The sequence below is a fragment of the Paraburkholderia sp. FW306-02-B genome (genome assembly GCF_058782725.1).
Map to the genome: position 1 here is coordinate 2,910,800 of NZ_JBYSXZ010000002.1, position 24,117 is coordinate 2,934,916.

Here is a 24,117-nt window from a genome sequence, read left to right on the forward strand (position 1 = left end):
GGGAGGTTCATCGTTCAGCGACCGTTATTTCCGAAAATGCAATGAAATTTTCTATTTCTGACTCAGCAAAACCGTGCGCAGGAGAAAGACCTGAATGTTAACTTCACAACTGGTTCCGGGACGGCTCAAGACTTTTCTATATAGATATGTTGCCGAGCGCCCTCAGGAAGAAAGGCTGTTCCATACATTTCGCCCAAAGTTTGTTTCGGTGAAGCTTCCAGGTGAATACCGCCCCTGTAATCCATCATTGTGTTTTGACGGAAATGGCTATGCCGTCGTTGTTAGATCTGTTAACTATGAACTAATGGAGAGCGGCGGCGCAAGATTGCATGGTGAAGGCTACGACACCATCAACTATATTGGCAATTTATCCACGAATCTTAGTGTTCTGAGCATGAACTCTCTGGAAGACGCTGCTTTCAGGCACCTATCAGGTAAGTCAGGTGATGGATTTGAAGATTTACGAACCTTTTTCTGGAAAGACGATTTGTGGTGCCTGGCTAGTGCGCGTAGCAATTCGGACGACACTAACACGATGGCCCTTCAAAAAATAGCCGGAAATCGTGTTGTAGAAAGCTACCTTATTGAATCGCCATTTGGTTCGAGTCGTGAGAAAAACTGGATGCCCTTCGTTTCCGATGGGAAGCTCTGGGCGATACACACGATGAATCCGTTGACGATTGTCGAGATCAACGAGCGTGGCGCAACAGTGTCGCTTCGGAAGCCATTGAAGGTACCGAAAGATCTGCTGGGATCATCTCAACTGGTCCAATGGAAGGACGGTTGGCTGTGTGTCGTACACGAGCGCAGTCGAGGAAAAAAGCATCTTTATAAACACAGATTTGTCTATTTCGATCGGAGCTGGAATGTGGTGCTCTCTGAACCGTTCTACTGGAAAGAATATGGCGTGGAGTTCTGTTGCGGGTTGGCGGTTCATGATGGAACGGTAGCGGTCGGGTTTGGCGTCAACGATTCGGAGGCGATCATCGCTCAGTTCAACGAGATTGATATCGATCGGCTGTTGGAATTTGATTGAATATGGAACACCTTTTGCAGCCATCCCTGGAATGCAGAGCGACGGGTTGCCGAGGGTCTGCATAAGTATGGGAAATAAGCCTGCGCCGGCTTCAATTAAAATATTCTACTTCGATCAGCTGACCTTCACTCTTCACTTGAGGCGCGGTCGTATGGCCTTTTCGCCGGACAGCGGTGACTACGAGTGGAGAAAATTGGTGAGTTAACGACGGCCGCGAGGGCCGTGTTTGGGAAGAAGCACTGCTAAAACGCACGCTGGGTCGAGTTGCAGACAGAACAAAAGTACCCGGTCTCCCCTTAGCCATTCAAGAGGAGACCAGATCTACGGTGCAATCAGATGCTTGCCGGCTTAGTTGTCCGGGTTGCCCGCGGTAAAGTTCGTAAATGCACTGTACGATGGGTCGATTGGCGAGCCGTTCATCATAATGCCGAAGGTATTGTTTCCGCTATCGAGCACGTAGTACATCACGGACTGGATGTTGTGAGTCTTTCTCGCTTGATAGAACTCGCCCAGTTTTGTGGTGATGTAATTTGCCCGATAAGCCTCGGTTTGTTCCGGGCCCGTGTTCCACTCGGTGATGATGAAAGGCACACCATATCTGGCCTTGCAATACGTCGGCAGATCGAAACCGGGACCGGCGCCGTCGGTGCCGATGTTGAAGATATCGCCGTAGACCTCGTAATTGTGCCAGGTAGTGATGTCCCAGCGCACCTTGGAATAGCCGCTGCTGCCGTCGGGTTGAGTACCCTCCCACAACGCATCGGCCGCGCCAACATCGTTCACGCAGAAGTTGATACCGCACTTCGCGGCAGACTGAACCGATTTCACCCCGTCAATCATGCCACGCATCACGCCTCGCAAGACCGGCCAGTTAGCATTGTTGAAATCGAGAGCCTTCGTCCCTGCGTTGGTGGAATCCAGAATAATGGCGCCATCGCGTGTCAGCTCATTGCCGCATTCATAGATGGTCACGCCATACGGCATCAGCGCACGTGCCACCGCTGAGCCTGCCGAGTAGCCAGCGCTGTAAGCGGTCGACTCACCAACGAAGAGTTTGCCGCTACTGTCGTAGAGACCCTGGTTAATCAATACAAGCAGCTTGATCCCAGCCGATTGGAAAGCTTGCGCCAGTTTGGCCACCGCATTGATCTGGGTCGGGTCGGACGTGCAGCCGACGCGGTAGCTGGTACAGCCCATGGCCTTCAGAGTCGTGACCAGTTGCGCTGGCGTGTAGGTGTAGTCGTAGTGCCCGTTGATACCATAGAAGCTACCCGCGGTCGGAGCGACGGCGATGCGCGGATCGGTGCATGGCAGCCACTGGGCGGCAACCTCTGCGTTCGCGTAAAACTGACCACCCGTGTTGCAATGATAGATCTTGCCACCGTACCAGAGTACGAGCGACACATTGAAATTGATGCCTACAACAGTGCCATTCTTGTAAATGACGCCATTAACGAGGGTCCATTTCGCGCCCGATTTATCGATAATGTACGGCGCGGAAGGCAGAGTGGTACCGTCCGCAGAAATGCTGCCCAGACGCGGATCGATGCAGCTCACCCATGTCGAGCCGTTCCATTGATAGAACTGGCCGCTCGTGTTTTCGTGATAAATGCTCCCGCCGTACCACAACGCGAGCGTTACATTGTAGTTGTTCCCTGCTTTTGCGCCGTTTTGATAGACCACCCCGCCCGACAGCGTCCATACGGCTCCCGTGCTGTCTGTAATCGAAGCTGCCGGCGGCATTGTCGTGCCGCTCGCGGATGCGGCACTCGCACGTGCCGTTGCTTTGATGGCAGCAGATCCAAGCGTGCCGCTACCGTCTTCCGAGCCTCCACCGCAAGCGCTCAAAAGATAACTTCCACCGAGGGCCGCTAGCCCACCAATAAATTGACGTCGTTTTACCATGGCTAATTATTTTCCACTGTCGATAAAATTATCGATAAAAATCCAAATATTGGTTTCTAAAGTTTTCGAATGAGTAAGTGCCTGTAGATAGCTCTGATTACTTCGCGGTCCTAATTATATAAAAAAGATCTTCTTACATATCCCGGACGCAGCTCAAAGCCTGATCAATCGCCCCGAGGTGAGGCCCGATTAAATACGACAATCTCAGCGATCGCTACGGCGAACCGATTCGCGCGTCATACTGCGTTTAAAAACGATGGAGGACGACGTGACTACGATACTCACTGCTGCTCAAACTCTGCCGCCGCGCGATGCGCAAACGTTTCACCAAGCGGGGCGGCGTTTCTGCTGCCACCCGCAAATTCTTCCGCACACTCGCCGTGACCGGGGTAAATCGTACCCGGAATACCGATTCGATCCCACCAGAAATAGTACTTTTCGGACAAATAGTAAGAATCTTTCTAATAATTTGCCGCATCGCAAATATCCCTGCTTTCTCATGATGATCATAGGATTGGATGATCGCTATCTTTATGACTTCGACCCCAAGGAAAGCTTCGTGCTTTGCGCAGCAAATCCGAGGGGGCATCGGGTCAGTGAGCGATGCACCGTTCGGGGGCGCGTATTCACTTACGCTTCGATAACAACCATGGTCAGAAGTACGCGAATTTTGTCCGAACGTGAGAGCCGGCAGGTGCGAGATTCAAGCGAAATTCTCGGTCTCTTGAGAGGCGCCATTGCGATGCAACCTCCCATGGCTCACGAAGTGTCTTGCGCAGGAGCGCCAGCAATTCAATGTGCGAGTGAAGCTGGTGCTACCGGGACGCGCTCCAGACAAGACACGCTCCGGTACGACAAGAGTTCTATTCGTGACGGCTCTCTGAAAATAGGTCAGAACAAGACGGAGGCAACGGGCGACATTCGGCAAGCTCAGAAACAGCTCGGCCACGGCTCAGTGGTCATGACTGAGCGTTACATGCGAAAGCGTCGAGGAGACAAGGTAGGACCAACCCGTTAATTGGTTTTGCGGAACAGCCCGCTTGTTGCGGAACAAAACCAGGGTTGAGAAATCGCTGAAACCTTTGGTGGGCCGGGTCGGATTCGAACCGACGATGTCCTTTCGGAGGCGGATTATGAGTCCGCTGCCTGCAACCAGCACGGCGTCCGGCCCTGAGAAAACTAAGCCAACCAAGAAAAAGACCCGGTCTTGAAGTCCGGGCCTAGTCACTGACAGGCCGACATACTACACGAAAAAGGGGCTTCCGTGACCGCTTCGCTCTCGCGAAACAACCAGGAAGCCCCTAGATTTGCTACATCCCGCTTGCTTCGATCAATTCCCTTCGAGGAACGACTTCAGCTTGTCCGAACGGCTCGGGTGACGCAGCTTGCGCAACGCCTTTGCCTCGATCTGACGGATCCGCTCACGCGTCACGTCGAACTGCTTGCCGACTTCTTCGAGCGTGTGATCGGTGCTCATCTCGATACCGAAACGCATACGCAGCACCTTCGCTTCGCGCGGCGTCAGCGAGTCGAGCACGTCCTTCACGACGTCGCGCATGCTGGCATGCAGCGCGGCGTCGGCCGGCGCGACCGTGTTCGTATCTTCGATGAAGTCGCCCAGATGCGAATCGTCATCGTCACCGATCGGCGTTTCCATCGAGATCGGCTCCTTCGCGATCTTCATGATCTTGCGGATCTTGTCTTCCGGCATTTCCATCTTTTCAGCCAGCGTTGCCGGATCCGGCTCGAGACCGGTTTCCTGCAGAATCTGACGCGAGATGCGGTTCATCTTGTTGATCGTTTCGATCATGTGAACCGGAATCCGGATCGTACGCGCCTGGTCCGCGATCGAACGCGTGATGGCCTGACGAATCCACCACGTTGCATACGTGGAGAACTTGTAGCCACGACGATATTCGAACTTGTCCACCGCCTTCATCAGGCCGATATTGCCTTCCTGAATCAGGTCGAGGAACTGCAGACCGCGGTTCGTGTACTTCTTCGCAATCGAGATCACGAGACGCAAGTTCGCCTCTGTCATTTCGCGCTTCGCCTGACGCGCCTTCAGTTCGCCGGCCGCCATCTGACGGTTGGTTTCCTTCAGGTCCTTCAGCGGCAGCACAACGCGCGCCTGCAAGTCCAGCAGACGTTGCTGCTGCTCGCGAATCGCCGGAATGTTCCGCGTGAGGATCGCGCTATACGCATGACCTTCACCAACGATCTTGTCGGCCCACTCGAGATCCGTCTCGCTGCCCGGGAAACGCGCAATGAATTCCGCACGCGGCATGCCGCACTTGTCGACCACCGTATGCAGAATCTGACGCTCGACCTGACGCACTTCGTCCACTTGCGCACGCAGCGTGTCGCACAGACGCTCGACAGTACGCGCGGTGAAGCGGATCGTCATCAGTTCGTTCTGGATCGTTTCCTGCGCCTTCAGGTAAGACTTCGACTTGTAGCCTTCCTTCTCGAACGCGCGACGCATCTTGTCGAACCATTCGCTGATCGACGCGAATTTTTCGAGCGACGCACGCTTGAGCGCTTCCATCTGCGCCGCGTTGGCCGTGGCTTGCGCCGTGCCGTCGTCCTCTTCCTCGTCGTCTGCGTCTTCTTCGACTTCCTCTTCTTCGCTCTCGATCGCTTCCGCTTCCTGCGCGGAGAAGCCGTCCGCATCTTCCGCGTTGGCGTCGATCAGGCCGTCGACCAGTTCGTCGATGCGGATTTCCTCGTTCGCGACGCGCTCAGCCATGGCGAGAATGTCGGCAATCGTGGTCGGGCACGCGGAGATAGCCATCACCATGTGCTTGAGGCCGTCTTCGATCCGTTTGGCGATTTCGATTTCGCCTTCGCGCGTGAGCAGCTCGACCGTACCCATTTCACGCATGTACATGCGCACCGGGTCGGTGGTGCGGCCGAATTCGGAATCGACGGTGGACAGCGCAACTTCCGCTTCCTCTTCGACTTCGTCGTCTGACGAAGCTGCCGGCGCGTTGTCGTTCAACAGCAGCGTTTCAGCGTCCGGCGCCTGCTCGTACACAGCCACGCCCATATCGTTGAACGTGCTGATGATGCCTTCGATCGCCTCGGTCTCGGTGAAGTTGTCCGGAAGGTGGTCGTTGATTTCAGCGTACGTGAGGAAGCCGCGCTCCTTGCCGAGCTTGATCAGCGCGCGCAGTTTCGAGCGGCGCTCTTCAAGTTCCTCGACGGTGCCGGGCTGCGACGACGCGAACGCGTCTTTCAACAGCGCCTTTTCCTTTGCACGACGGTCGCGAGCCTTGACCTTTTCAACCTTGCCAGGAACTGCAGCAGGGGTTTCTTCGCTCTGGGTTGCGTCGTCATCGACGGGTACTTCGTTCAGCTTTTTCGTCATGGAGTTCGCCGTACCGGCTGTAGTCTCGACTCGCGGCTGGTGGACAACAGCCGGTTGAACCGTGGATACTGGAGTCTCGCGCACTGCCGCATCGTCCTGCGCGGCAGCCGCTTCCCTTGCGCTTCTGGCACTCGGCCGTTTCGCGGCCGGTTGTACAGCTTTCGCCGCCCTGACCGGCTCCGCTCGCGCAGCGGAAGAGGTCGAAGATTTCTTCCCAACTGCAGGTGTGACGCTCGCGGCAGACGTTTTTCTGGCGGAAGAAGCTAATTTGGCCTCAGTGACCTTTCTGGTCGGCTCCTTCGAGCTTGTGCCTGTCGCTTTTTTCCCGCCCGTAGTTCCGTCTGAAGTCTTTGCCATCGCATCGCCTTTTCGCCTTTGCTAGGAAAACCTTTGAAAAACAAACCGCTGGAAACCTTTTATTATAGCACCTAGGTCCCGCCCTTCCCGCCTACAGCCCAAGCTGGCGCTTCATGTCAGCCCGCTTCTGATTCAGGTCCGTTAGCTCCGCGAACTCCTCTGGCGTATGCCGGGATTGCCGCGAAAGCTGCTCCAGGCGATCGCAGTATGCGTCGTACCGCATCTTCAGAATTGCCGCTTTCAGCTCCTCTCCGACAATCCGCTCCTGCTCGCGCCGCTCCTCGATGACGGTCGCATCTTCCGGATCCTTCAGCAGTAAATCCCGGACGTTTTCATCATAGTCTAGAATTTTGCGAAAGATTTCCTCGAAAGTTGGGGCGTTTGCGCCGTTTCGCAATAGGTCGGACAGCAACTGGAACTCCGCCGAATCGCCCAGCGCGCGCGCATGCGTCGTCACTTCTTCGAACAGTTCGCCATGTCGCGTGGCGGTCAGAAGCGCCTGTTCGGCTTCCTCGTCGAGCATTGCGACAGTGCGCGGATGCATCACCAGATTGCGCAGCGTTTTTTCTTCGATACCGGTCACGCTGCGCCGGTCTTTGCGGGCCGGCGCCGAACGGGCGGCCGCCGCGATCCGGGCGTCGACCTCGCACAGCGCGGCCACTTCGTCGAACGGCACGTCGAGCCGGTCGGCGAACATATGCATGATCTGCGCGCGCAGTGCATTGGCCGGCAGCGCCTGCAACAGCGGCTTGGCGTCGAACAATGCGCGGGCCTTGCCTTCGGGCTGATCCAGCTCCTTGCCGGTCAGCACCTCGTTCAGCATGAACTGCGACAGCGGCATGGCCCGTTCGACCTGCTCGGCGAACGCCTCAGTGCCAAATTCACGCACGTAGCTATCCGGGTCGTGCTCGGACGGCAAAAACAGGAACCGGATGGTCCGGTTGTCCGCCGCGTGCGGCAGGCAGGCGTCCAGCGCACGGCGCGCGGCGCGGCGGCCGGCCGAATCACCGTCGAAACTGAAGATGACCGTATCGGTCTGGCGCATCAGTTTCTGCACATGAATCGGCGTGCAAGCCGTGCCGAGGGTGGCGACCGCGTTCTGGAACCCCAATTGGGCCAGCGCGACCACATCCATATACCCTTCGACCACCAGCACATAGTGCTGCTCGCGAATCGCCAGCCGCGCCTCGAACAGGCCGTACAGCTCGCTGCCTTTGTTAAATAGAGGCGTTTCCGGAGAATTCAAATACTTCGGTTCACCACTGTCCAGCACGCGGCCGCCGAAGCCGATCACCTGCCCCTTTACATTGCGTATCGGGAACATGATCCGCTCGCGAAAGCGGTCGTACCGGCGGTTCTGGCCCTGCGCGTCAGACTTCTCGCTGACAATCACCAGACCCGAGTCGACCAGCGAATCGTCCCGATAATCCGGAAACGCGGCGTCCAGGTTTTGCCAGCCGTCCGGCGCGTAACCGAGCCCAAAACGGGCCGCGATCTCGCCGGTCAGGCCGCGCTTCTTCAGGTACTGGATCGCGACCGGCGCGCCGCGCAGCTGCTTGCGGTAGAAATCGCAGGCGGTTTGCATAACGTCGGACAGCGCGGTGGTGACTGCTTTCGAGGCCGCCGGCGCATAACCGCCGGCCCCGCCGCCTCCGCCATATCCGGGCGAAGGCTCATTCGGCACGGTCAAACCGACCGATTGCGCCAGTTCGTTGACAGCCTCGGGGAACGTGGAGCCGACGTGCTCCATCAGGAAACCGATGGCCGTGCCATGCGCGCCACAGCCGAAGCAATGATAAAACTGCTTAGTCGGACTAACCGTAAACGAAGGGCTTTTCTCGTTGTGAAACGGGCAAAGCCCCATGAAGTTCGCGCCGCCCTTTTTCAACTGCACAAACCGGCCGACCACGTCGACGATATCGACGCGGTTAAGCAGGTCCTGCAGGAATGACGGTGGAATCACAGTGAATGACGCTACCTTAAAAGCCCAAGGCTGCACGCCCCGTCAAGCGACGGCGCGCGCAGACCGGAAATACGGGAATTACTTCGCGAGCACGGCTTTGACCTGAGCCGAGACGGCGGTCATGTCGGCGCGGCCGGCCAGCTTCGGCTTGAGCACGCCCATCACCTTGCCCATGTCTTGCGGACCGGCGGCGCCGGTTTGCGCGACCGCGGCCTGGACTTCGGCGATGATCTCCGCTTCGGACATCTGCTCCGGCATATAGGCGGACAAGATGGCCAGCTCCGCCTTTTCCTTGTCGGCCAGATCCGTGCGGCCAGCAGCTTCGAACTGGCTGATCGAGTCTTTGCGCTGCTTGATCATCTTGTCGATGACGACAGTGATTGCCGTGTCGTCGAGTGTGACGCGCTCGTCGACTTCGCGTTGCTTGATCGCGGCGAGCAACAGGCGGACGGTGCCGAGACGCTCGGTCTCACGCGCCCGCATGGCGGCTTTCATGTCGTCGTTGATCCGATCCTTGAGACTCATCACTCACCTGAATGCGTTGGAATTTGAAAGACCGGCAAAGCCATCTGCATCAACACAAAAACCCGCTTGGGACTGCTTCCTCAAGCGGGTTGGCGCAAATTCGCGTAGTGGATGCGACCCTGCCGGCTGGCCCGAAAGGGCCGCGTTTTCCGTGATGGCACCTGCTGCGCCGCCACCGGTTGGATGTCGCCGCTCCGTTCGACGGGAACTGCGGCAACGCCAGAATCAGTAGAACTTCTTTGGCAACATCTGGCCACGTAGACGCTTGAAATGGCGCTTCACAGCTGCCGCTTTCTTACGTTTTCGTTCCGCCGTGGGCTTTTCGTAAAACTCGCGTGCACGCAGTTCCGTCAGCAGCCCGTTTTTCTCCATCGTGCGTTTGAAGCGGCGCATGGCGACTTCAAACGGCTCGTTATCTTTTACGCGGATGGTCGTCATTTTTCAATAACGGAACTTTGTAAAGGTTCAGGAGTATAGCAGAGCTTTCTCACAAAGCCAGGTCGCCGTCAAGCCCCTCGGGCATACTCCGCGGCCGCCTGACCGGCCGCCACGCCCGACGCCCAAGCCCACTGGAAGTTGTAGCCGCCGAGCCAGCCGGTCACGTCGACCGCCTCGCCGATGAAGTACAGACCGGGCGCGCGCGCGCTCATCATCGTTGCAGACGACAAGTCACGCGTATCGATGCCGCCGCGCGTCACTTCGGCCTTGCGGTAGCCTTCGGTACCGTTCGGGGTGAGCGTCCAGCGCGACAAAGCCTCACCGATGCGGCGCAGCGTCTTGTCCGGCAGATCGGCGACGCGTGCTTCGGCGGGAATCTGATGGGTTTCCAGCCAGACGTGGGCAAGCCGCTGCGGCACCCATTCCGATAGCAGGTTGGCGATCTGGCGCTTGGTGCCGGTTTTCGCTTCCAGCAACGCCGTGGTCGCGTCCTGCTCAGGCAGCAGATTGATGTGGATCGGCTCGCCGGGCTGCCAGTAGCTCGAAATCTGCAGCACGCCCGGGCCGGACACGCCACGATGAGTGAGCAGCAGGTCTTCGTTGAACTCGGCACCGGTCTTTTTGTTGCCGGTCGCCAGTTGGACTTCCAGCGACACGCCGGACAGCGCCGCGAACGGCTCCCAATCGGCGGTGGCAAATGTCAACGGAACGAGCGCCGGGCGGGTGTCGATCAGTTTGTGGCCGAATTGCTTGGCGAGCCGGTAGGCAAAGTCCGTCGCGCCGATTTTGGGGATCGACAAGCCGCCGGTCGCCACCACCAGCGCGCGCGTGGAAATCGGACCCGACTGCGTGTCCAGCGTGAAGCCCTCCGCGGCGCCCTGGCGCACCTGCTCGACCGCGAGCGGCGCGCGCCATGCGACGCGACCGGCGTCGCACTCGCTCTTCAGCACGTTGATGACGGCATCGCTCGACTGGTCGCAGAACAGCTGGCCCTTGTGCTTCTCGTGCCACGTCACGTGATGACGCTTGAGCAGCGCCATGAAGTCGCGCGGTGTATAGCGCGCCAAAGCCGAGCGGCAAAAATGGGGGTTGGCCGACAGGTAATTGGCCGGCCCGGCGTACAGATTCGTGAAGTTGCAGCGGCCGCCGCCGGAGATGCGGATTTTCTCCGCCAGGCGTTGCGAGTGGTCGATCAGCACCACGCGACGGCCGAGTTGCCCGGCCACCGCCGCGCACATCATGCCGGCTGCGCCTGCGCCGATTACCGCGATATCGAAGGATTCCATGGGGCCGCATTGTACCTGCGCGCCTGCGGGCTCTTACCCGCACTGCTATACTTTCAGGCTTGCCTTTTCACTTTTCGGGCGCCCGGACTCAGTCCACCGCGCTCGCCCAAGCCCACCAATCATGCTCGTTCTCGGCATCGAAAGCTCCTGCGACGAAACCGGTCTCGCGCTCTACGACACGGAGCGCGGTCTGCTCGCGCACGCGCTGCATTCGCAAATTGCGATGCACCGCGAGTATGGCGGCGTGGTGCCTGAACTGGCTTCGCGCGACCATATTCGTCGCGCGCTGCCGTTGCTCGAAGAAGTGCTGGAGCGCTCCGGCGCGGCGCGCAGCGACATCGACGCGATCGCGTATACGCAAGGGCCGGGGCTCGCGGGCGCGCTGCTGGTCGGCGCGAGCGTTGCGAATGCGCTGGCCATGGCGTGGGACAAGCCGACCATCGGCATCCACCATCTCGAAGGGCACTTGCTGTCGCCGTTGCTGGTGGATGAGCCGCCGCCGTTCCCGTTCGTCGCGCTGCTCGTCTCGGGTGGGCATACGCAACTGATGCGCGTGACGGATGTGGGCGTCTACGAGACGCTCGGCGAAACGCTGGACGACGCCGCCGGCGAAGCGTTCGACAAAACCGCCAAGCTGCTCGGCCTCGGCTACCCGGGTGGACCGGAAGTTTCGCGTATGGCGGAATTCGGCACGCCTGGCGCGGTCGTGCTGCCACGCCCGATGTTGCACTCCGGCGACCTCGATTTCAGCTTCAGCGGCTTGAAGACCGCTGTCCTCACGCATGCGAAGAAGCTCGGCGGCGCAAATATCTGCGAGCAGGCGAAAGCGGATCTGGCGCGCGGCTTCGTCGACGCGGCGGTGGACGTGTTGGCGGCAAAATCGCTGGCCGCACTCAAGCGAACCAAACTCAATCGGCTCGTGGTGGCAGGCGGCGTAGGCGCGAACCGGCAACTGCGCGAGGCGCTTTCGGCAGCGGCCAGGAAGCGCAATTTTTACGTGCACTACCCGGATTTGTCGCTGTGTACGGACAACGGCGCAATGATCGCGTTGGCCGGTGCTTTGAGGCTGCAACGCTGGCCCCATCAATCGGGTAAAGACTATGCGTTCACAGTCAAACCACGCTGGGATCTGACTTCCCTCGCACGCTAAGCTTGACAGCGATACCGTAAAAAAAGCCGCTTCGAAAAGCGGCTTTTTTATTAAAGCAAGCAAAGCTGGCGAGCAGTATCAAGCCGCCCGCTTATCCCGCTCGATCACCGCGTAAGCGCTGTGATTGTGAATCGATTCGAAGTTCTCAGCTTCGAGCACATACGCGACGATCCGCTCATCCGCATTCAGACGCTGCGCGACATCGCGCACCAGGTCTTCGACGAACTTGGGATTTTCATACGCACGCTCGGTGACGAACTTCTCGTCCGGGCGCTTCAGCAAGCCCCACAGTTCGCACGACGCTTCTTCTTCAGCGATGCGGATCAGTTCTTCCACCGCGACGTCACCTGCCAGCTCGGCGTTGATCGTCACGTGCGAGCGCTGGTTGTGCGCGCCGTATTGAGAAATTTTCTTCGAGCAGGGGCACAGGCTCGTGACCGGCACCAGCACCTTGAGGAACAGACGCGTCGCGCCGTTGCGGGTCTCGCCCGTCAACGTCACTTCGTAGTCGAGCAGACTTTGCACGCCCGACACCGGCGCGGTCTTGTTCACGAAGTACGGAAACGACACCTCGATGCGGCCCGCCTCGGCTTCGAGCTTTTCGAGCATCGCGGTGAGCATCGTGCGGAAGGTTGCCGGTTCGAGCGGCGCCTTGTTCTCTTCGAGCAGCGCGACAAAGCGCGACATGTGCGTGCCCTTCTGATCAGCCGGAAGATGCACATCGAGATTCCACATACCCACTGTCGGCTGCACGTCGCCGCCTTGCGTACGCACCGTCAGCGGATGACGAACTGCCTTGACGCCGACCCGCTGGATGGGGATCTGACGCGTATCGGGCGTGCTCTGCACGTCGGGCATCACAAAGGCGGGGTTCATCTGGTTCATATTCTTGTCCTTTCAAGAAAACGCCGGGCCGCCCCAAGTTTTCCGCTCCGCAGGAAGTCCCCCGCCCCGAAGGAAGTCCCCTTGGGGGATTGGGGGATTGCCCCCCTCGGGGGGCTGTCGCGAAGCGACAGGTTTGGTGGCTCTCAGCGGCCGTGCGGATCAGGGCACGCAACGGCGAACGCCGGCCCCTGCCGGCGTTGGATGATGGACCCGAAGGTCCAGCGATTCAAGTTGGAGATTGCTATGGCCGCCATAGCATCGCAGCAGCACAACGATCGGCGGAGAAATTACGCGACGCGTTTCACCGACGACTGACCAGCGGCCGTGCCGCTCGAGAGAAAGCGCTCGCGGATCGACTTGGCAATGCCCGCGCTGTCCAGACCGCATTGAGCGAGCAGCTTGGCCGGATCCCCATGATCGATGAACCGATCCGGGAGGCCCAATTGTAGTACGGGTCGCATAACCCCACTTGCAAGCAGGGCTTCGACGCAGGCCGAACCCGCGCCACCCATCACGCAGCCTTCTTCGACTGTGACGATGGCGTCGTGCGTTTCGGCCAGTTGGCGGACCAGATCGGCGTCCAGCGGCTTGACGAAGCGCATGTTGGCCACGGTTGCATCCAGTTGCTCGGCAGCCGCCAGCGACGGCGCCACCATCGTGCCGAACGAGAGGATCGCAATCCGCTTGCCGGCCGGCTGCGACGTTTCGCGACGGATCTCGCCCTTGCCGAGCGGCATCGCTGTCATCTGCTTGACGGTCGCCACGCCAGCGCCGGCGCCGCGCGGATAACGCACCGCCGTCGGGTTCGGCTGCTGCAAAGCGGTGTACAGCATCTGGCGGCATTCGTTTTCGTCCGACGCGGCCATCACCGTCATGTTCGGGATGCAGCGCAGGAACGCCAGATCGTACGCGCCCGCGTGCGTTGCGCCGTCCGCGCCGACCAAGCCCGCGCGGTCGATCGCGAACACCACCGGCAGATTCTGCAGCGCGACATCGTGAATCAACTGATCATAAGCACGTTGCAGGAAGGTCGAGTAGATCGCGACCACCGGCTTCATGCCGTCCGCAGCCAGGCCGCCGGCGAAGGTCACTGCGTGCTGCTCGGCGATGCCGACGTCGAAGTAACGATCCGGGAAACGCTTTTCGAACTCGACCATGCCCGAGCCTTCACGCATGGCCGGCGTAATGCCGACCACGCGCGGGTCAAGCTCGGCAGCGTCGCACAGCCATTCGCCGAACACCTGCGTATAGGTCTTCTTCGACGGCGTGGTTGCAGGTTTGATACCTTCGGCCGGATTGAATTTGCCCGGGCCGTGGTACAGCACCGGATCGGCTTCGGCCAGCTTGTAGCCCTGGCCTTTCTTCGTGACGACGTGCAGGAATTGCGGACCGCGCAGTTCCTTGATGTTTTGCAGCGTCGGGATCAGCGAATCGAGATCGTGACCGTCGATCGGACCGATGTAGTTGAAGCCGAATTCTTCGAACAGCGTGGCCGGCACGATCATGCCCTTCGCGTGCTCTTCAAGCTTGCGGGCGAGATCGAGCATAGGCGGCGCGACGCGCAGCACGCGTTCGACGCCCGCGCGCGCGGCAGCGTAGAAGCGACCCGACATCAGACGCGCCAGATGGCGATTCAGCGCACCGACCGGCGGCGAGATCGACATGTCGTTGTCGTTCAGGATGACCAGCAGCGGCACGTCGTCTTCGACGCCGGCGTTGTTCATCGCCTCGAAGGCCATGCCGGCCGTCATCGCGCCGTCGCCGATCACCGCGATGCCCATGCGATTGTCGCCCTGCAGCTTGCTGGCGATTGCCATGCCGAGCGCAGCGGAGATCGAGGTGCTGGAGTGCGCGGTGCCGAAGGTGTCGTATTCCGACTCGTCGCGCTTCGGGAAGCCCGAGATGCCGCCGAGCTGACGCAGCGTGTGCATCTGGTCGCGGCGGCCGGTCAGGATCTTGTGCGGATAGGTTTGATGGCCGACGTCCCAGACGATCCGGTCACGCGGCGTATCGAACACGTAGTGCAGCGCAATGGTCAACTCGACCGTGCCGAGGTTGGACGACAGATGGCCGCCCGTCTGCGATACGCTGTCGAGCACAAAGGCACGCAACTCGTCGGCAAGCGGTTGCAATTGGCGGCGATCGAGGCGGCGAAGGGCCGCCGGGTCGTCGATGGTTTTCAGCAAGTCGTACATCGTCGTTCCATTGTAGGAAAACTTACGCGCCCGCACTTCATACATGCACCTCGTAGTGGAAGGTGCGCGGCGGCGGGCTTTCGCGTTCAGCTAACCCGGTTCACCACCAGGTCGGCCAATTCGGCAAGACGCTGCGAGCGCGCACCAAACGGCGCGATCGCAGCGTGGGCGTCGGCGCGCAGTTGCGCAGCGAGCGCGCGCGATGCATCCAGCCCGATAATCGATACGTAGGTCGGCTTGCCGTCCTTCGCATCTTTACCTGCCGTCTTGCCGAGCGTCGCTGAATCGGTCGTCACGTCGAGAATATCGTCGACGACCTGAAATGCGAGGCCAACAGCAGCCGCATACGCGTCGAGCGAACGCATTGTGTCCGCATCCGGCGTTTCGCCCGCGAGCGCGCCCATGCGCACCGCAGCACGCAGCAAGGCGCCGGTTTTCATCCGGTGCATGGTTTCCAGTTGCGCGCGCGTCAACGTGTGGCCGACGCTCGCCAGGTCGATTGCCTGGCCGCCGCACATGCCGATCGAGCCGCTCGCGAGAGCCAGTTCACGCACAAGCGATGCCTGCTGCGCCGGGGCCAGTACGTCCGACGTCAGCGCAACAAAAGCCTGAGATTGCAGCGCGTCGCCGACCAGCAAGGCCGTGGCTTCGTCATATTTGACGTGCACCGTGGGCTTGCCGCGACGCAGCGCGTCGTCGTCCATGCACGGCATGTCGTCATGCACGAGCGAATAGACGTGGATCATTTCCAGCGCCGCCGCCGCCGCATCGAGGCATTCAGCGCGCGCGCCGGTCAGCTCGCCGGCCGCGTGGCACAGCAACGGGCGAACCCGCTTGCCGCCGCCCAGCACCGCATAGCGCATGGCTTCGTGTAGTTGCGCCGGCTCGGTCGCTTCAGTGGGCAAATAATGTTCTAGTGCCGCTTCGACGCGTTCGAGCACCGAGCGCATCCATTGTTCGAATGTCATAGGTCGTCCCCGCTTTCTGTAGCGGCTGTGCCTGCGCTATTCACGGGCAGCGGCTTGAGCGTCTCGCCATCGAGCACGCGCACCTGCTGCTCGACCTTCTCGAGCTGCTGCTGGCAAAACGCCACGAGGGCCGCGCCGCGCCGGTAGGCGGTGAGCGATTCTTCGAGGCTCAGACTGCCGCCTTCCATCCGCGCGACCAACCCTTCCAGCTCCGCCTGCGCCGCCTCGTAGTTCTCGGGCAGCGGCGTGGTGTCGACGCCCTCAGCAGGCGCGGCAGCAGTATCCTTCGATGCGGTCTTCGCCATGAATAGTCGCAAAATTAAAACAAGTCGGACATTCTACGGCAAAAGCGACATTTCCGATCCGCTCGCCGCCCCGCGCCCCGCCTTTGCCCTCCGCGCCCTGCCCCCAGTTTCGCAGAAAAATATCTGTAGGTCTGCGGCGAAAACCGCGAACTTCCTTGACATTTTTGACCCAAATCAGTCACTTAAGCGCCCCAAGCAGGGGGAAACGGGTATAATCTCGGGCTCCCTAAATCGAATCTTCGATGGTTGGGTTGTTCACTGCTTTCACGTCTTCATCGGGAGTGGGAATGTCCAATCTGAGCAATGCATTGCAGTTGCGGTCTGTTCACAGCCAGCTGCCAGTCACGGCTTACTTTGACGAAGCGCTTCTGACGCGCGAAATCGACACCCTTTTCAAGAAAGGTCCTCGCTACATCGGCCACGAACTCATGGTGCCCGAGGCGGGGAATTATTTTGCCTTGCCCAGCGAAAGCGAGGGGCGTGTGCTCGTCCGTAACCAGCAGTCGCAAGTCGACCTGCTGTCGAACGTGTGCCGCCACCGGCAAGCCATCATGCTCAACGGCCGCGGCCAGACGGAGAACATCGTCTGCCCCCTGCATCGCTGGACGTACGACCTGAACGGCCAGCTTCTCGGCGCACCTCATTTTGCGGATAACCCCTGCCTCAATCTCGGCGGCACACCGTTGCAGAACTGGCAAGGCCTGCTGTTCGAAGCGCAGGGGCGCGACGTCGCCCGCGATCTGGCGCGCCTGGGCACCAAGCAACACTTCGATTTTTCGGGCTTCATGTTCGATCACGTCGAAGTGCACGAGTGCAACTACAACTGGAAGACCTTCATCGAGGTCTATCTGGAGGACTATCACGTCGCGCCGTTCCACCCGGGCCTCGGCAGCTTCGTCAACTGCGACGACCTGACGTGGGAATTCGGCGACTGGTACAGCGTGCAGACGGTCGGCGTGCACAAGGATCTCGAACAGCCGGGCAGCCCGACGTACCGCAAGTGGCACGACGCCGTGCTGCGCTTCCGCGACGGCCAGCCGCCCGAGTTCGGCGCGATCTGGATGGTGTACTACCCGGGCATCATGGTCGAGTGGTATCCGCACGTGCTGGTGGTGTCATGGCTGATTCCGCGCGGCCCGCAGAAAACCACCAATGTGGTGGAGTTCTATTACCCTGAGGAAATCGCGCTGTTCGAACGTGAATTCGTCGAAGCCGAGCGCGCCGCCTATATGGAAACGGCCCGCGAAGACGACGAAATCGCCGAGCGCATGGACGCCGGCCGCCGCGCGCTGATGGAGCGTGGCGAATCGCAGGTCGGCCCGTATCAGAGCCCGATGGAAGACGGCATGCAGCACTTCCACGAGTTTTTGCGGCGCGAATTGGGCGCGATCTGATCGCGGGCGCGCGAATACAAGCTCCAAAGCTTGGAAAGACGGGCTTCGGCCCGTCTTTTTTTGTTTAGACTAACAGCATGTTTCGGCCATCAGCGAACGGCGCCAATCCGCCGCGCCAGAGCCGCAATCGCCTGCTTAGGAGACGTCATGCCCCACACTCACCACACCACATTGATTTCCGCGACGAATCTCGCGGAACGGCTTGCCGCTGTGCCGGGCAGCGTGTTCGTCATCGATTGCCGCTTCGATCTGGCCGATACCGAGGCGGGGGAACGAGCCTATACGGCCGGACATCTGCCCGGCGCGCACTATCTGCATCTCGATCGCGATCTGTCGGGGCCGAAGACGGGCACCAATGGCCGCCATCCGCTGCCGGACCGTGCGCGTCTCGTGGAAACGCTGGAGTCGCGCGGCCTGAAGCAAGGTCAACAAGTGGTCGCCTATGACGGGCAAGGCGGCATGTACGCCGCCCGCGCGTGGTGGCTGCTACGCTGGCTCGGCCACGATTCTGTCGCGGTGCTCGACGGTGGATTGCAGGCATGGGAAGCGGCCGGTCAGCCGCTGACGCAAGACGCGCCGGCGCAGAATACCGGCGACTTCAAAGCCGGAGCACCGCTCTCCGTGACGATTGACGCCCAGACGGTCGAGCGCAATCTCGGCACGCGGGAGCGCATTGTGGTCGATGCGCGCGCACCGGATCGCTATCGCGGCGAAAACGAAACGCTCGACCGTGTCGGCGGCCACATTCCCGGCGCGCTCAATCGCTTTTTCAAGGACAACTTCACCGCGGATGGCCGCTTCAAGCCGGCGCATACGCTGCGTGAGGAGTTCCATACGGTGCTGGCCGATACGCCGCCGGAGCACGTCGTGCTTCAATGCGGCTCGGGCGTGACGGCATGCGTCAACGCGCTCGCGATGGAGGTCGCCGGGATGCACGGCGCAGCGTTGTACGCGGGATCGTGGAGCGAATGGACTGCCGATCCGGCGCGGCCTGTTGCCACCGGCCCGAATCCTTGAACGTAGCGCGGGACGATTAGTAAAAAGGCCGCTGCCGCTTCCCTGCGGCAACGGCCTTTTTTCATTCGTCAAGCCGAACGCATCCGCTTGCCTTCACGCGACGCCGTGCTGCTTGAACCACACCAACGCGCGGCGCCAGCCGTCCTCGGCATCGGCCTTTTTGTAACTCGGCCGATAGTCCGCGAAAAACGCATGACCCGCATCGTCATACACGACGAATTGGGAACCGCGTCCTGCCTGCGGACCGTGGGCGATGGCCTGCTTCATCTGCTCCAGCGTGTCCTGAGGAATGCTTTGATCCTGGCGCCCATACAGGCCTAACATCGGCGCATGCAGCTCCGCCACTTGATCGAGCGGATTGGCCGGCGTCATCGCGTCCTTCGCGCCCGTCACACGCCCATACCAGGCCACGCCCGCCTTCAGCCGCGGATTGTGCTCGGCATATAGCCACGCAATGCGGCCGCCCCAGCAGAAGCCGTTCACGCCGAGCCGGTTCAGATCGCCGCCGTGCTCGCCCGCCCACGCGACGGTCGCGTCGAGATCGGCCATGACCTGCTCGTCCGGGACCTTACTCACCAACTGATCGTTGAGTTGCTGCATGCTCGTGTACACGGTCGGATCGCCCTGCCGCTCGTACAGATTCGGCGCGATCGCGAGATAACCCTGTTTGGCGAAGCGCCGGCACACGTCGGCGATATGCTCGTGAACGCCGAATATCTCGTGGACGACGACGATCACCGGCAAATGCGTCTTGCCCTTCGGCTGCGCGCGATAAGCCGGCACCAGCGTGTCGCCCGAACGCACGGCCACCTCGCCGGCTTCGAGGCCCTCGCTATCGGTATGAATGGTTTGCGCCGACACCGGCAGCACGGCCGCGGCGAAACCGGTGCCGAGCGCGGCTTTGATGAAGGTGCGTCGATTGAACGGAACATGCGGGACCAGGCTGTCGATATCAGGTTTTAGCATGCGGCGCTCCTCAGGTGAACGTTGGAGGCAACAGGATACGCTTCACGCGCATCCTGTTGCACAACGGCCCTGCTAGCTGCCAGCGCCCCTCAAGTGCAGCTCAGTGCAGCTTGACCCGTGGCAGCGTGGTGCGACGCAGCCAGTGCGCGAAGGTGTCGAGCACCATCCGCGCATAGCCGTGCAGCGCGGCGATATGCAGCCGGTATAGCGACATGTACATGAAGCGCGCGAACAAGCCCTCGATCAGCATATTGCCGCCGATCACGCCGCCCATCAGATTGCCGACCGCGCTGAAATGCCCGAGCGACACCAGCGAACCGAAGTCGCGATAGGTGAATTCCGGCAGCGGCTTGTTATCGAGCCGGGCCGCGAGCGCCTTCATCAGAAAGCTCGCCTGCTGGTGCGCGGCTTGCGCACGCGGCGGCACATTACGCTCGTTGCCGGGCCACGGACACGCCGCGCAATCGCCGAGCGCGAAGATGTTGTCGTCGATTTCGGTTTGCAGCGTGCGGCGCACGATGAGTTGCCCGAGGCGATTGACCGGCAAGCCGTCGAGTTGGCTCAGCACGGCGGGCGCCTTGATGCCCGCCGCCCACACAGTCAGATCGGCGCGCACCGTCTTACCGCTTGCGGTGCGAACGACGCCGGGCGCGACTTCCGCCACCGTCTCGCCGATCATCAGCTTGACGCCGAGCTTGGTGAGCAATTCGGCGGTGGCCGTCGATACGCGCTCCTGCAAGGCCGGCAAAATGCGCGGCCCCGCTTCGATCAGCACGATGCCGACGTCGTGCCGCGGATCGAGCTTATGCAAGCCGTACGCGGACAACACCTGTGCCGTATTGCGCAACTCAGCGGAGAGTTCAACGCCTGTCGCGCCGCCACCGACAATCGCCACCTGGATGCGTGGCTCCGTGGAAGGCGACGTGCCCGATTGCGATTCGACGGGTTCATGCACCTGATGCTCAGCACGCATACACGCCGCGATCAGCCGTTTGCGGAAGCGCTCAGCCTGGCTGACCGTGTCGAGCGCCAGGGAGAACTCAGCCGCGCCCTTCACGCCGAAGAACGCCGTCGTGCTGCCGATGGCGATGATCAGCGTGTCGTATTCGAGCTCGCGCACGGGCAGCAACTCGGCGCCGTCGTCGTCGAGCACGGTGCTGAGCGTCAAACGTCTGTTCGCACGGTCGAGACCGGTCAGCTCGCCCTGTTGAAACTCGAAGCCATGCCAGCGCGCTTGCGCCGCATATTCGAGCTCCTGCGTGAACGGGTCCATGCTGCCGGCCGCGACCTCATGCAGCAGCGGCTTCCAGATATGGGTCGGATAGCGATCGACGAGCGTCACCTGCGCACGCGGGCCACCTTTGTTCTTATGTGGCGCATAGCGGTCGCCTAAGCGCGTCGCCAGCTCCAGCCCCCCCGCGCCCCCGCCAACGACGATAAAACGATGCATTGAATTCTCCGTGTTTGCCGATGGGTTGTGCGTCGAGACGGCGCGCATGAGATGCACGCGCGCGCTGTCTGTCAGCGATTGTCCGCGAGCAGCACGGCTTGCCACAAGCCATCAAAACACATGTGTGACATGCGCACGACGGTATCGCGCTCCGTCACATCCGTGTCAATGTGCTTCTTCCCAGTTCAAACCGGCGCCTACTTCGGCGACCAGTGGCACTTTCAGCGCGGCCACACCGCACATCAGCTCCGGCAAGCGCTCACGCACCTCGGACAATTCGCTATCGGGTACTTCGAGAATCAGTTCGTCGTGCACCTGCATGATCATGCGCGTGCCGACCTTCGATTCCTCGAGCCATTTCTGGACCGCGATCATCGACAGTTTGATCAGGTCGGCTGCCGTGCCTTGCATCGGCGCATTGATCGCGGCGCGCTCAGCGGCCTGCCGGCGCGGACCGTTGCCGCCGTTGATCTCCGGCAGCCACAGGCGGCGGCCGAACACGGTTTCCACATAGCCCTTGGCCTTCGCGCTCAGACGCGTTTCGTCCATATAACGCGCGACACCCGGATAACGCGCGAAGTAGCGGTCGATATAGAGCTTGGCGGCATCGCGCGTAATGCCGAGATTCGCGGCAAGGCCGAACGAACTCATCCCGTAGATCAGGCCGAAATTGATCACCTTCGCCACGCGCCGCTGATCGTTCGAGACTTCGAGCGGCGTCACGCTGAAAATTTCCGCGGCGGTGGCGCGGTGAATGTCTTCACCTTGCGAGAACGCACGCAGCAACGATTCGTCGCCGGAGATGTGCGCCATGATGCGCAATTCGATCTGCGAGTAGTCGGCGGAAACGAGCTTGTGGCCCGGCGGCGCGATAAACGCCTCGCGAATCCGGCGGCCTTCGCCGGTGCGCACGGGAATGTTCTGCAAGTTCGGATCGTTAGACGCCAGACGGCCCGTCACCGCCACGGCCTGCGCATAGTTCGTATGCACGCGGCCCGTTTCCGCGTTGACCATGCGCGGCAGCTTGTCGGTATAAGTCGACTTCAGCTTCGACAAGCCGCGATGTTCGAGCAGGATCTTCGGCAGCGGATAATCTTCGGCGAGCTTTTGCAGCACTTCTTCGTCGGTTGACGGTGCGCCGCTCGGGGTCTTCTTGACCACCGGCAATTCAAGCTTCTCGAAGAAGATCTGACCGATCTGCTTCGGCGAACCCAGATTGAACTCGCCGCCGGCCAGTACGTATGCCTCACTTTCGAGCTGAATCAGACGCGTGGCGATTTCGCTACTTTGCTGACGCAGCTTCTCCGCGTCGATCAGCACGCCGGTGCGCTCCATCTTGCGCAATACGCGCGAAGTCGGCACTTCAATGTCGCGATACACGTACTCGAGCGTTTTCTCCGCGGCCACTTGCGGATACAACGCCTGATGCAGACGCAACGTGATGTCGGCGTCTTCCGCTGCGTATTCGGCGGCCTTGTCCAATGCGACTTCGTCGAAACCGATCTGCTGCGCGCCCTTGCCCGCCACTTCTTCGTACTTGATGGTTTTGATGCCGAGATGACGCAGCGCGAGGCTGTCCATGTCATGCGTGCGATGCGATTCGAGCACGTACGATTGCAGCATCGTGTCGTGTTCGACGCCGCGCATTTCGATGCCGTAGTTCGCCAGCACCTGTTCGTCGTACTTCATATGCTGGCCGACTTTCTTGTGCCCGGCGCTCTCCAGCCAGGGCTTGAGCTTCGCGAGCACTTCCTCGCGCGGCAGTTGCACGGGCGCGTCCGGTCCGCGATGCGCGAGCGGCACATAGGCCGCATGCCCGGCTTCAACCGAGAGCGACAGGCCGACGATTTGCGCCACCATTGGATCGAGCGACGTGGTTTCCGTATCGAACGCGGCCAGTTCGGCCGCGTTGATCTTCTCGAGCCACGCGTCGAACTGTTCCCACGTCTGCACGGTGTCATAGCGACGTTCGACGTCCACGGTGAGCGCCGGCGGCACATCGGTTTGCGGACCGTCCACCGCGTCCGCGGTTTCCACTTCGCGCAGCCAGGTCTTGAAACCGTAGCGCGTAAACACGTCGCGCAGTTCCTCGCGCGATTCCGGACGGCTTTCCAGGCTTTCTTCGATCGACACGATATGGCCGGCCAGATCGCAATTCCGGTCGACGGTGACAAGTTTTCGCGCCATCGGCAAAAAATCGAGCGCCCGGCGCAGATTGTCTCCTACCGCACCTTTGATCTCGTCCGCATGCGCGACGATGCCATCAAGCGAATCGTATTGCGTGAGCCATTTGATCGCGGTTTTCGGCCCGCACTTCTCGACGCCGGGCACGTTGTCGACGGTATCGCCGATCAACGACAGGTAGTCGATGATGCGCTCCGGGGGCACACCGAATTTGGCGAGCACGCCGGCGCGGTCGAGCGTTTCGTTGGTCATCGTATTGATGAGGGTGACATGATCCGACACGAGCTGCGCCAGATCCTTGTCCCCAGTCGACACGATCACGTTCATGCCGCGTTTTTCGGCCGCGGTGCTGAGCGTGCCGATCACGTCATCGGCTTCGACGCCTTCGATCATCAGCAACGGCCAGCCGAGCGCGCGCACGGCGACGTGAATCGGTTCGATCTGACGTGAGAGATCGTCCGGCATCGACGGGCGATTCGCCTTATAGTCGGGATACCAGTCGTCGCGAAACGTTTTGCCCTTGGCGTCGAACACGCACGCGCTATACTCTGCTGTGACTTCCTTGCGCATGCGCCGCAGCATGTTGATCATCCCATAGAGCGCACCCGTCGGGCCACCCTCGGGTCCGCGCAGATCAGGCATCGCATGGTAGGCCCGGTACAGATAACTCGAACCGTCGACCAATAGCAGGGTCTTACCTTCAAGGCTTCGTTCTTCAGGCAT

General features: G+C 60.6%; 17 protein-coding genes and 1 tRNA gene. 4 read left to right on the forward strand and 14 right to left on the reverse strand.

The window, feature by feature from the left end:
* Window positions 1-94: 94 nt before the first annotated feature.
* On the forward strand, window positions 95-1,036 hold the full coding sequence (locus AC3WOG_RS34395) for a hypothetical protein (protein WP_492582170.1): 942 nt from the start codon (window positions 95-97) through the stop codon (window positions 1,034-1,036).
* Between the two features lie 348 nt (window positions 1,037-1,384).
* Here the strand turns inward: AC3WOG_RS34395 and AC3WOG_RS34400 are convergent, their stop codons facing one another.
* From AC3WOG_RS34400 to AC3WOG_RS34430, 7 genes are all read right to left on the reverse strand, one after another.
* On the reverse strand, window positions 1,385-2,941 hold the full coding sequence (locus AC3WOG_RS34400) for a hypothetical protein (protein ID WP_492582171.1): 1,557 nt from the start codon (window positions 2,939-2,941) through the stop codon (window positions 1,385-1,387).
* Window positions 2,942-4,024: 1,083 nt separating this feature from the next.
* A tRNA-Ile gene (locus tag AC3WOG_RS34405) sits at window positions 4,025-4,112 on the reverse strand.
* 159 nt (window positions 4,113-4,271) lie between these two features.
* On the reverse strand, window positions 4,272-6,668 hold the full coding sequence (gene rpoD / locus AC3WOG_RS34410) for an RNA polymerase sigma factor RpoD (RefSeq protein ID WP_492582172.1): 2,397 nt from the start codon (window positions 6,666-6,668) through the stop codon (window positions 4,272-4,274).
* A 91-nt stretch (window positions 6,669-6,759) separates the two neighbouring features.
* The gene (dnaG, locus tag AC3WOG_RS34415) at window positions 6,760-8,631 is read right to left on the reverse strand and encodes a DNA primase (protein ID WP_492582173.1); all 1,872 of its coding nucleotides are present in this window, start codon (window positions 8,629-8,631) and stop codon (window positions 6,760-6,762) included.
* 78 nt (window positions 8,632-8,709) lie between these two features.
* Entirely contained in the window at window positions 8,710-9,156 is a 447-nt protein-coding gene (locus tag AC3WOG_RS34420; RefSeq protein ID WP_492582174.1) for a GatB/YqeY domain-containing protein, read from the reverse strand.
* Between the two features lie 225 nt (window positions 9,157-9,381).
* The gene (gene rpsU, locus AC3WOG_RS34425; RefSeq protein WP_028196180.1) at window positions 9,382-9,594 is read right to left on the reverse strand and encodes a 30S ribosomal protein S21; all 213 of its coding nucleotides are present in this window, start codon (window positions 9,592-9,594) and stop codon (window positions 9,382-9,384) included.
* A 68-nt stretch (window positions 9,595-9,662) separates the two neighbouring features.
* Window positions 9,663-10,880 (reverse strand): BaiN/RdsA family NAD(P)/FAD-dependent oxidoreductase, encoded by a 1,218-nt coding sequence (locus AC3WOG_RS34430; RefSeq protein WP_492582175.1) that lies wholly within the window; start codon window positions 10,878-10,880, stop codon window positions 9,663-9,665.
* Between the two features lie 121 nt (window positions 10,881-11,001).
* On the opposite strand from AC3WOG_RS34430, the gene tsaD reads away from it, so the two are divergent.
* On the forward strand, window positions 11,002-12,030 hold the full coding sequence (tsaD, locus tag AC3WOG_RS34435; protein WP_492582176.1) for a tRNA (adenosine(37)-N6)-threonylcarbamoyltransferase complex transferase subunit TsaD: 1,029 nt from the start codon (window positions 11,002-11,004) through the stop codon (window positions 12,028-12,030).
* Between the two features lie 78 nt (window positions 12,031-12,108).
* Here the strand turns inward: tsaD and folE2 are convergent, their stop codons facing one another.
* The 4 genes from folE2 to AC3WOG_RS34455 all read right to left on the reverse strand — a co-directional run bounded on the left by folE2 (window position 12,109) and on the right by AC3WOG_RS34455 (window position 16,383).
* Window positions 12,109-12,915: a GTP cyclohydrolase FolE2 gene (folE2, locus tag AC3WOG_RS34440; RefSeq protein WP_492582177.1), complete on the reverse strand. Its 807-nt coding sequence runs from the start codon at window positions 12,913-12,915 to the stop codon at window positions 12,109-12,111.
* 287 nt (window positions 12,916-13,202) lie between these two features.
* Entirely contained in the window at window positions 13,203-15,110 is a 1,908-nt protein-coding gene (gene dxs, locus AC3WOG_RS34445; protein ID WP_492582178.1) for a 1-deoxy-D-xylulose-5-phosphate synthase, read from the reverse strand.
* An 86-nt stretch (window positions 15,111-15,196) separates the two neighbouring features.
* Entirely contained in the window at window positions 15,197-16,078 is an 882-nt protein-coding gene (locus tag AC3WOG_RS34450; RefSeq protein WP_492582179.1) for a polyprenyl synthetase family protein, read from the reverse strand.
* On the reverse strand, window positions 16,075-16,383 hold the full coding sequence (locus tag AC3WOG_RS34455; RefSeq protein WP_492582180.1) for an exodeoxyribonuclease VII small subunit: 309 nt from the start codon (window positions 16,381-16,383) through the stop codon (window positions 16,075-16,077). The genes AC3WOG_RS34450 and AC3WOG_RS34455 overlap by 4 nt, the downstream gene beginning before the upstream one ends.
* A 287-nt stretch (window positions 16,384-16,670) precedes the next feature.
* Here AC3WOG_RS34455 and AC3WOG_RS34460 point away from each other — a divergent pair, with 287 nt between their 5' ends.
* Entirely contained in the window at window positions 16,671-17,777 is a 1,107-nt protein-coding gene (locus tag AC3WOG_RS34460) for an aromatic ring-hydroxylating oxygenase subunit alpha (RefSeq protein ID WP_492582181.1), read from the forward strand.
* A gap of 147 nt (window positions 17,778-17,924) precedes the next feature.
* On the forward strand, window positions 17,925-18,794 hold the full coding sequence (locus AC3WOG_RS34465; protein WP_492582182.1) for a sulfurtransferase: 870 nt from the start codon (window positions 17,925-17,927) through the stop codon (window positions 18,792-18,794).
* Between the two features lie 93 nt (window positions 18,795-18,887).
* Here AC3WOG_RS34465 and AC3WOG_RS34470 read toward each other — a convergent pair whose 3' ends face one another.
* The 3 genes from AC3WOG_RS34470 to polA form a co-directional block, all read right to left on the reverse strand.
* Window positions 18,888-19,760 carry a dienelactone hydrolase family protein gene (locus AC3WOG_RS34470; protein WP_492582183.1) on the reverse strand — a complete coding sequence of 291 codons (873 nt, stop codon included), beginning with the start codon at window positions 19,758-19,760 and terminating at the stop codon, window positions 18,888-18,890.
* Window positions 19,761-19,860: 100 nt separating this feature from the next.
* Window positions 19,861-21,210, reverse strand: coding sequence for an NAD(P)/FAD-dependent oxidoreductase (locus AC3WOG_RS34475; protein WP_492582184.1), 1,350 nt, complete (start codon window positions 21,208-21,210; stop codon window positions 19,861-19,863).
* Window positions 21,211-21,375: 165 nt separating this feature from the next.
* A complete protein-coding gene (polA, locus tag AC3WOG_RS34480; RefSeq protein ID WP_492582185.1) occupies window positions 21,376-24,117 on the reverse strand; it encodes a DNA polymerase I in 2,742 nt (913 codons plus the stop codon).

Coding starts and splice junctions, on each gene's coding strand:
- AC3WOG_RS34400 (WP_492582171.1), bottom strand. CDS start 2,941: ATGGTAAAACGACGTCAATTTATTGGTGGGCTAGCGGCCCTCGGTGGA.
- AC3WOG_RS34430 (WP_492582175.1), bottom strand. CDS start 10,880: ATGGAATCCTTCGATATCGCGGTAATCGGCGCAGGCGCAGCCGGCATG.
- rpsU (WP_028196180.1), bottom strand. CDS start 9,594: ATGACGACCATCCGCGTAAAAGATAACGAGCCGTTTGAAGTCGCCATG.
- tsaD (WP_492582176.1), top strand. CDS start 11,002: ATGCTCGTTCTCGGCATCGAAAGCTCCTGCGACGAAACCGGTCTCGCG.
- dxs (WP_492582178.1), bottom strand. CDS start 15,110: ATGTACGACTTGCTGAAAACCATCGACGACCCGGCGGCCCTTCGCCGC.
- AC3WOG_RS34460 (WP_492582181.1), top strand. CDS start 16,671: ATGTCCAATCTGAGCAATGCATTGCAGTTGCGGTCTGTTCACAGCCAG.
- AC3WOG_RS34475 (WP_492582184.1), bottom strand. CDS start 21,210: ATGCATCGTTTTATCGTCGTTGGCGGGGGCGCGGGGGGGCTGGAGCTG.
- polA (WP_492582185.1), bottom strand. CDS start 24,117: ATGCCTGAAGAACGAAGCCTTGAAGGTAAGACCCTGCTATTGGTCGAC.
- AC3WOG_RS34450 (WP_492582179.1), bottom strand. CDS start 16,078: ATGACATTCGAACAATGGATGCGCTCGGTGCTCGAACGCGTCGAAGCG.
- AC3WOG_RS34395 (WP_492582170.1), top strand. CDS start 95: ATGTTAACTTCACAACTGGTTCCGGGACGGCTCAAGACTTTTCTATAT.
- AC3WOG_RS34470 (WP_492582183.1), bottom strand. CDS start 19,760: ATGCTAAAACCTGATATCGACAGCCTGGTCCCGCATGTTCCGTTCAAT.
- AC3WOG_RS34465 (WP_492582182.1), top strand. CDS start 17,925: ATGCCCCACACTCACCACACCACATTGATTTCCGCGACGAATCTCGCG.
- rpoD (WP_492582172.1), bottom strand. CDS start 6,668: ATGGCAAAGACTTCAGACGGAACTACGGGCGGGAAAAAAGCGACAGGC.
- AC3WOG_RS34420 (WP_492582174.1), bottom strand. CDS start 9,156: ATGAGTCTCAAGGATCGGATCAACGACGACATGAAAGCCGCCATGCGG.
- folE2 (WP_492582177.1), bottom strand. CDS start 12,915: ATGAACCAGATGAACCCCGCCTTTGTGATGCCCGACGTGCAGAGCACG.
- AC3WOG_RS34455 (WP_492582180.1), bottom strand. CDS start 16,383: ATGGCGAAGACCGCATCGAAGGATACTGCTGCCGCGCCTGCTGAGGGC.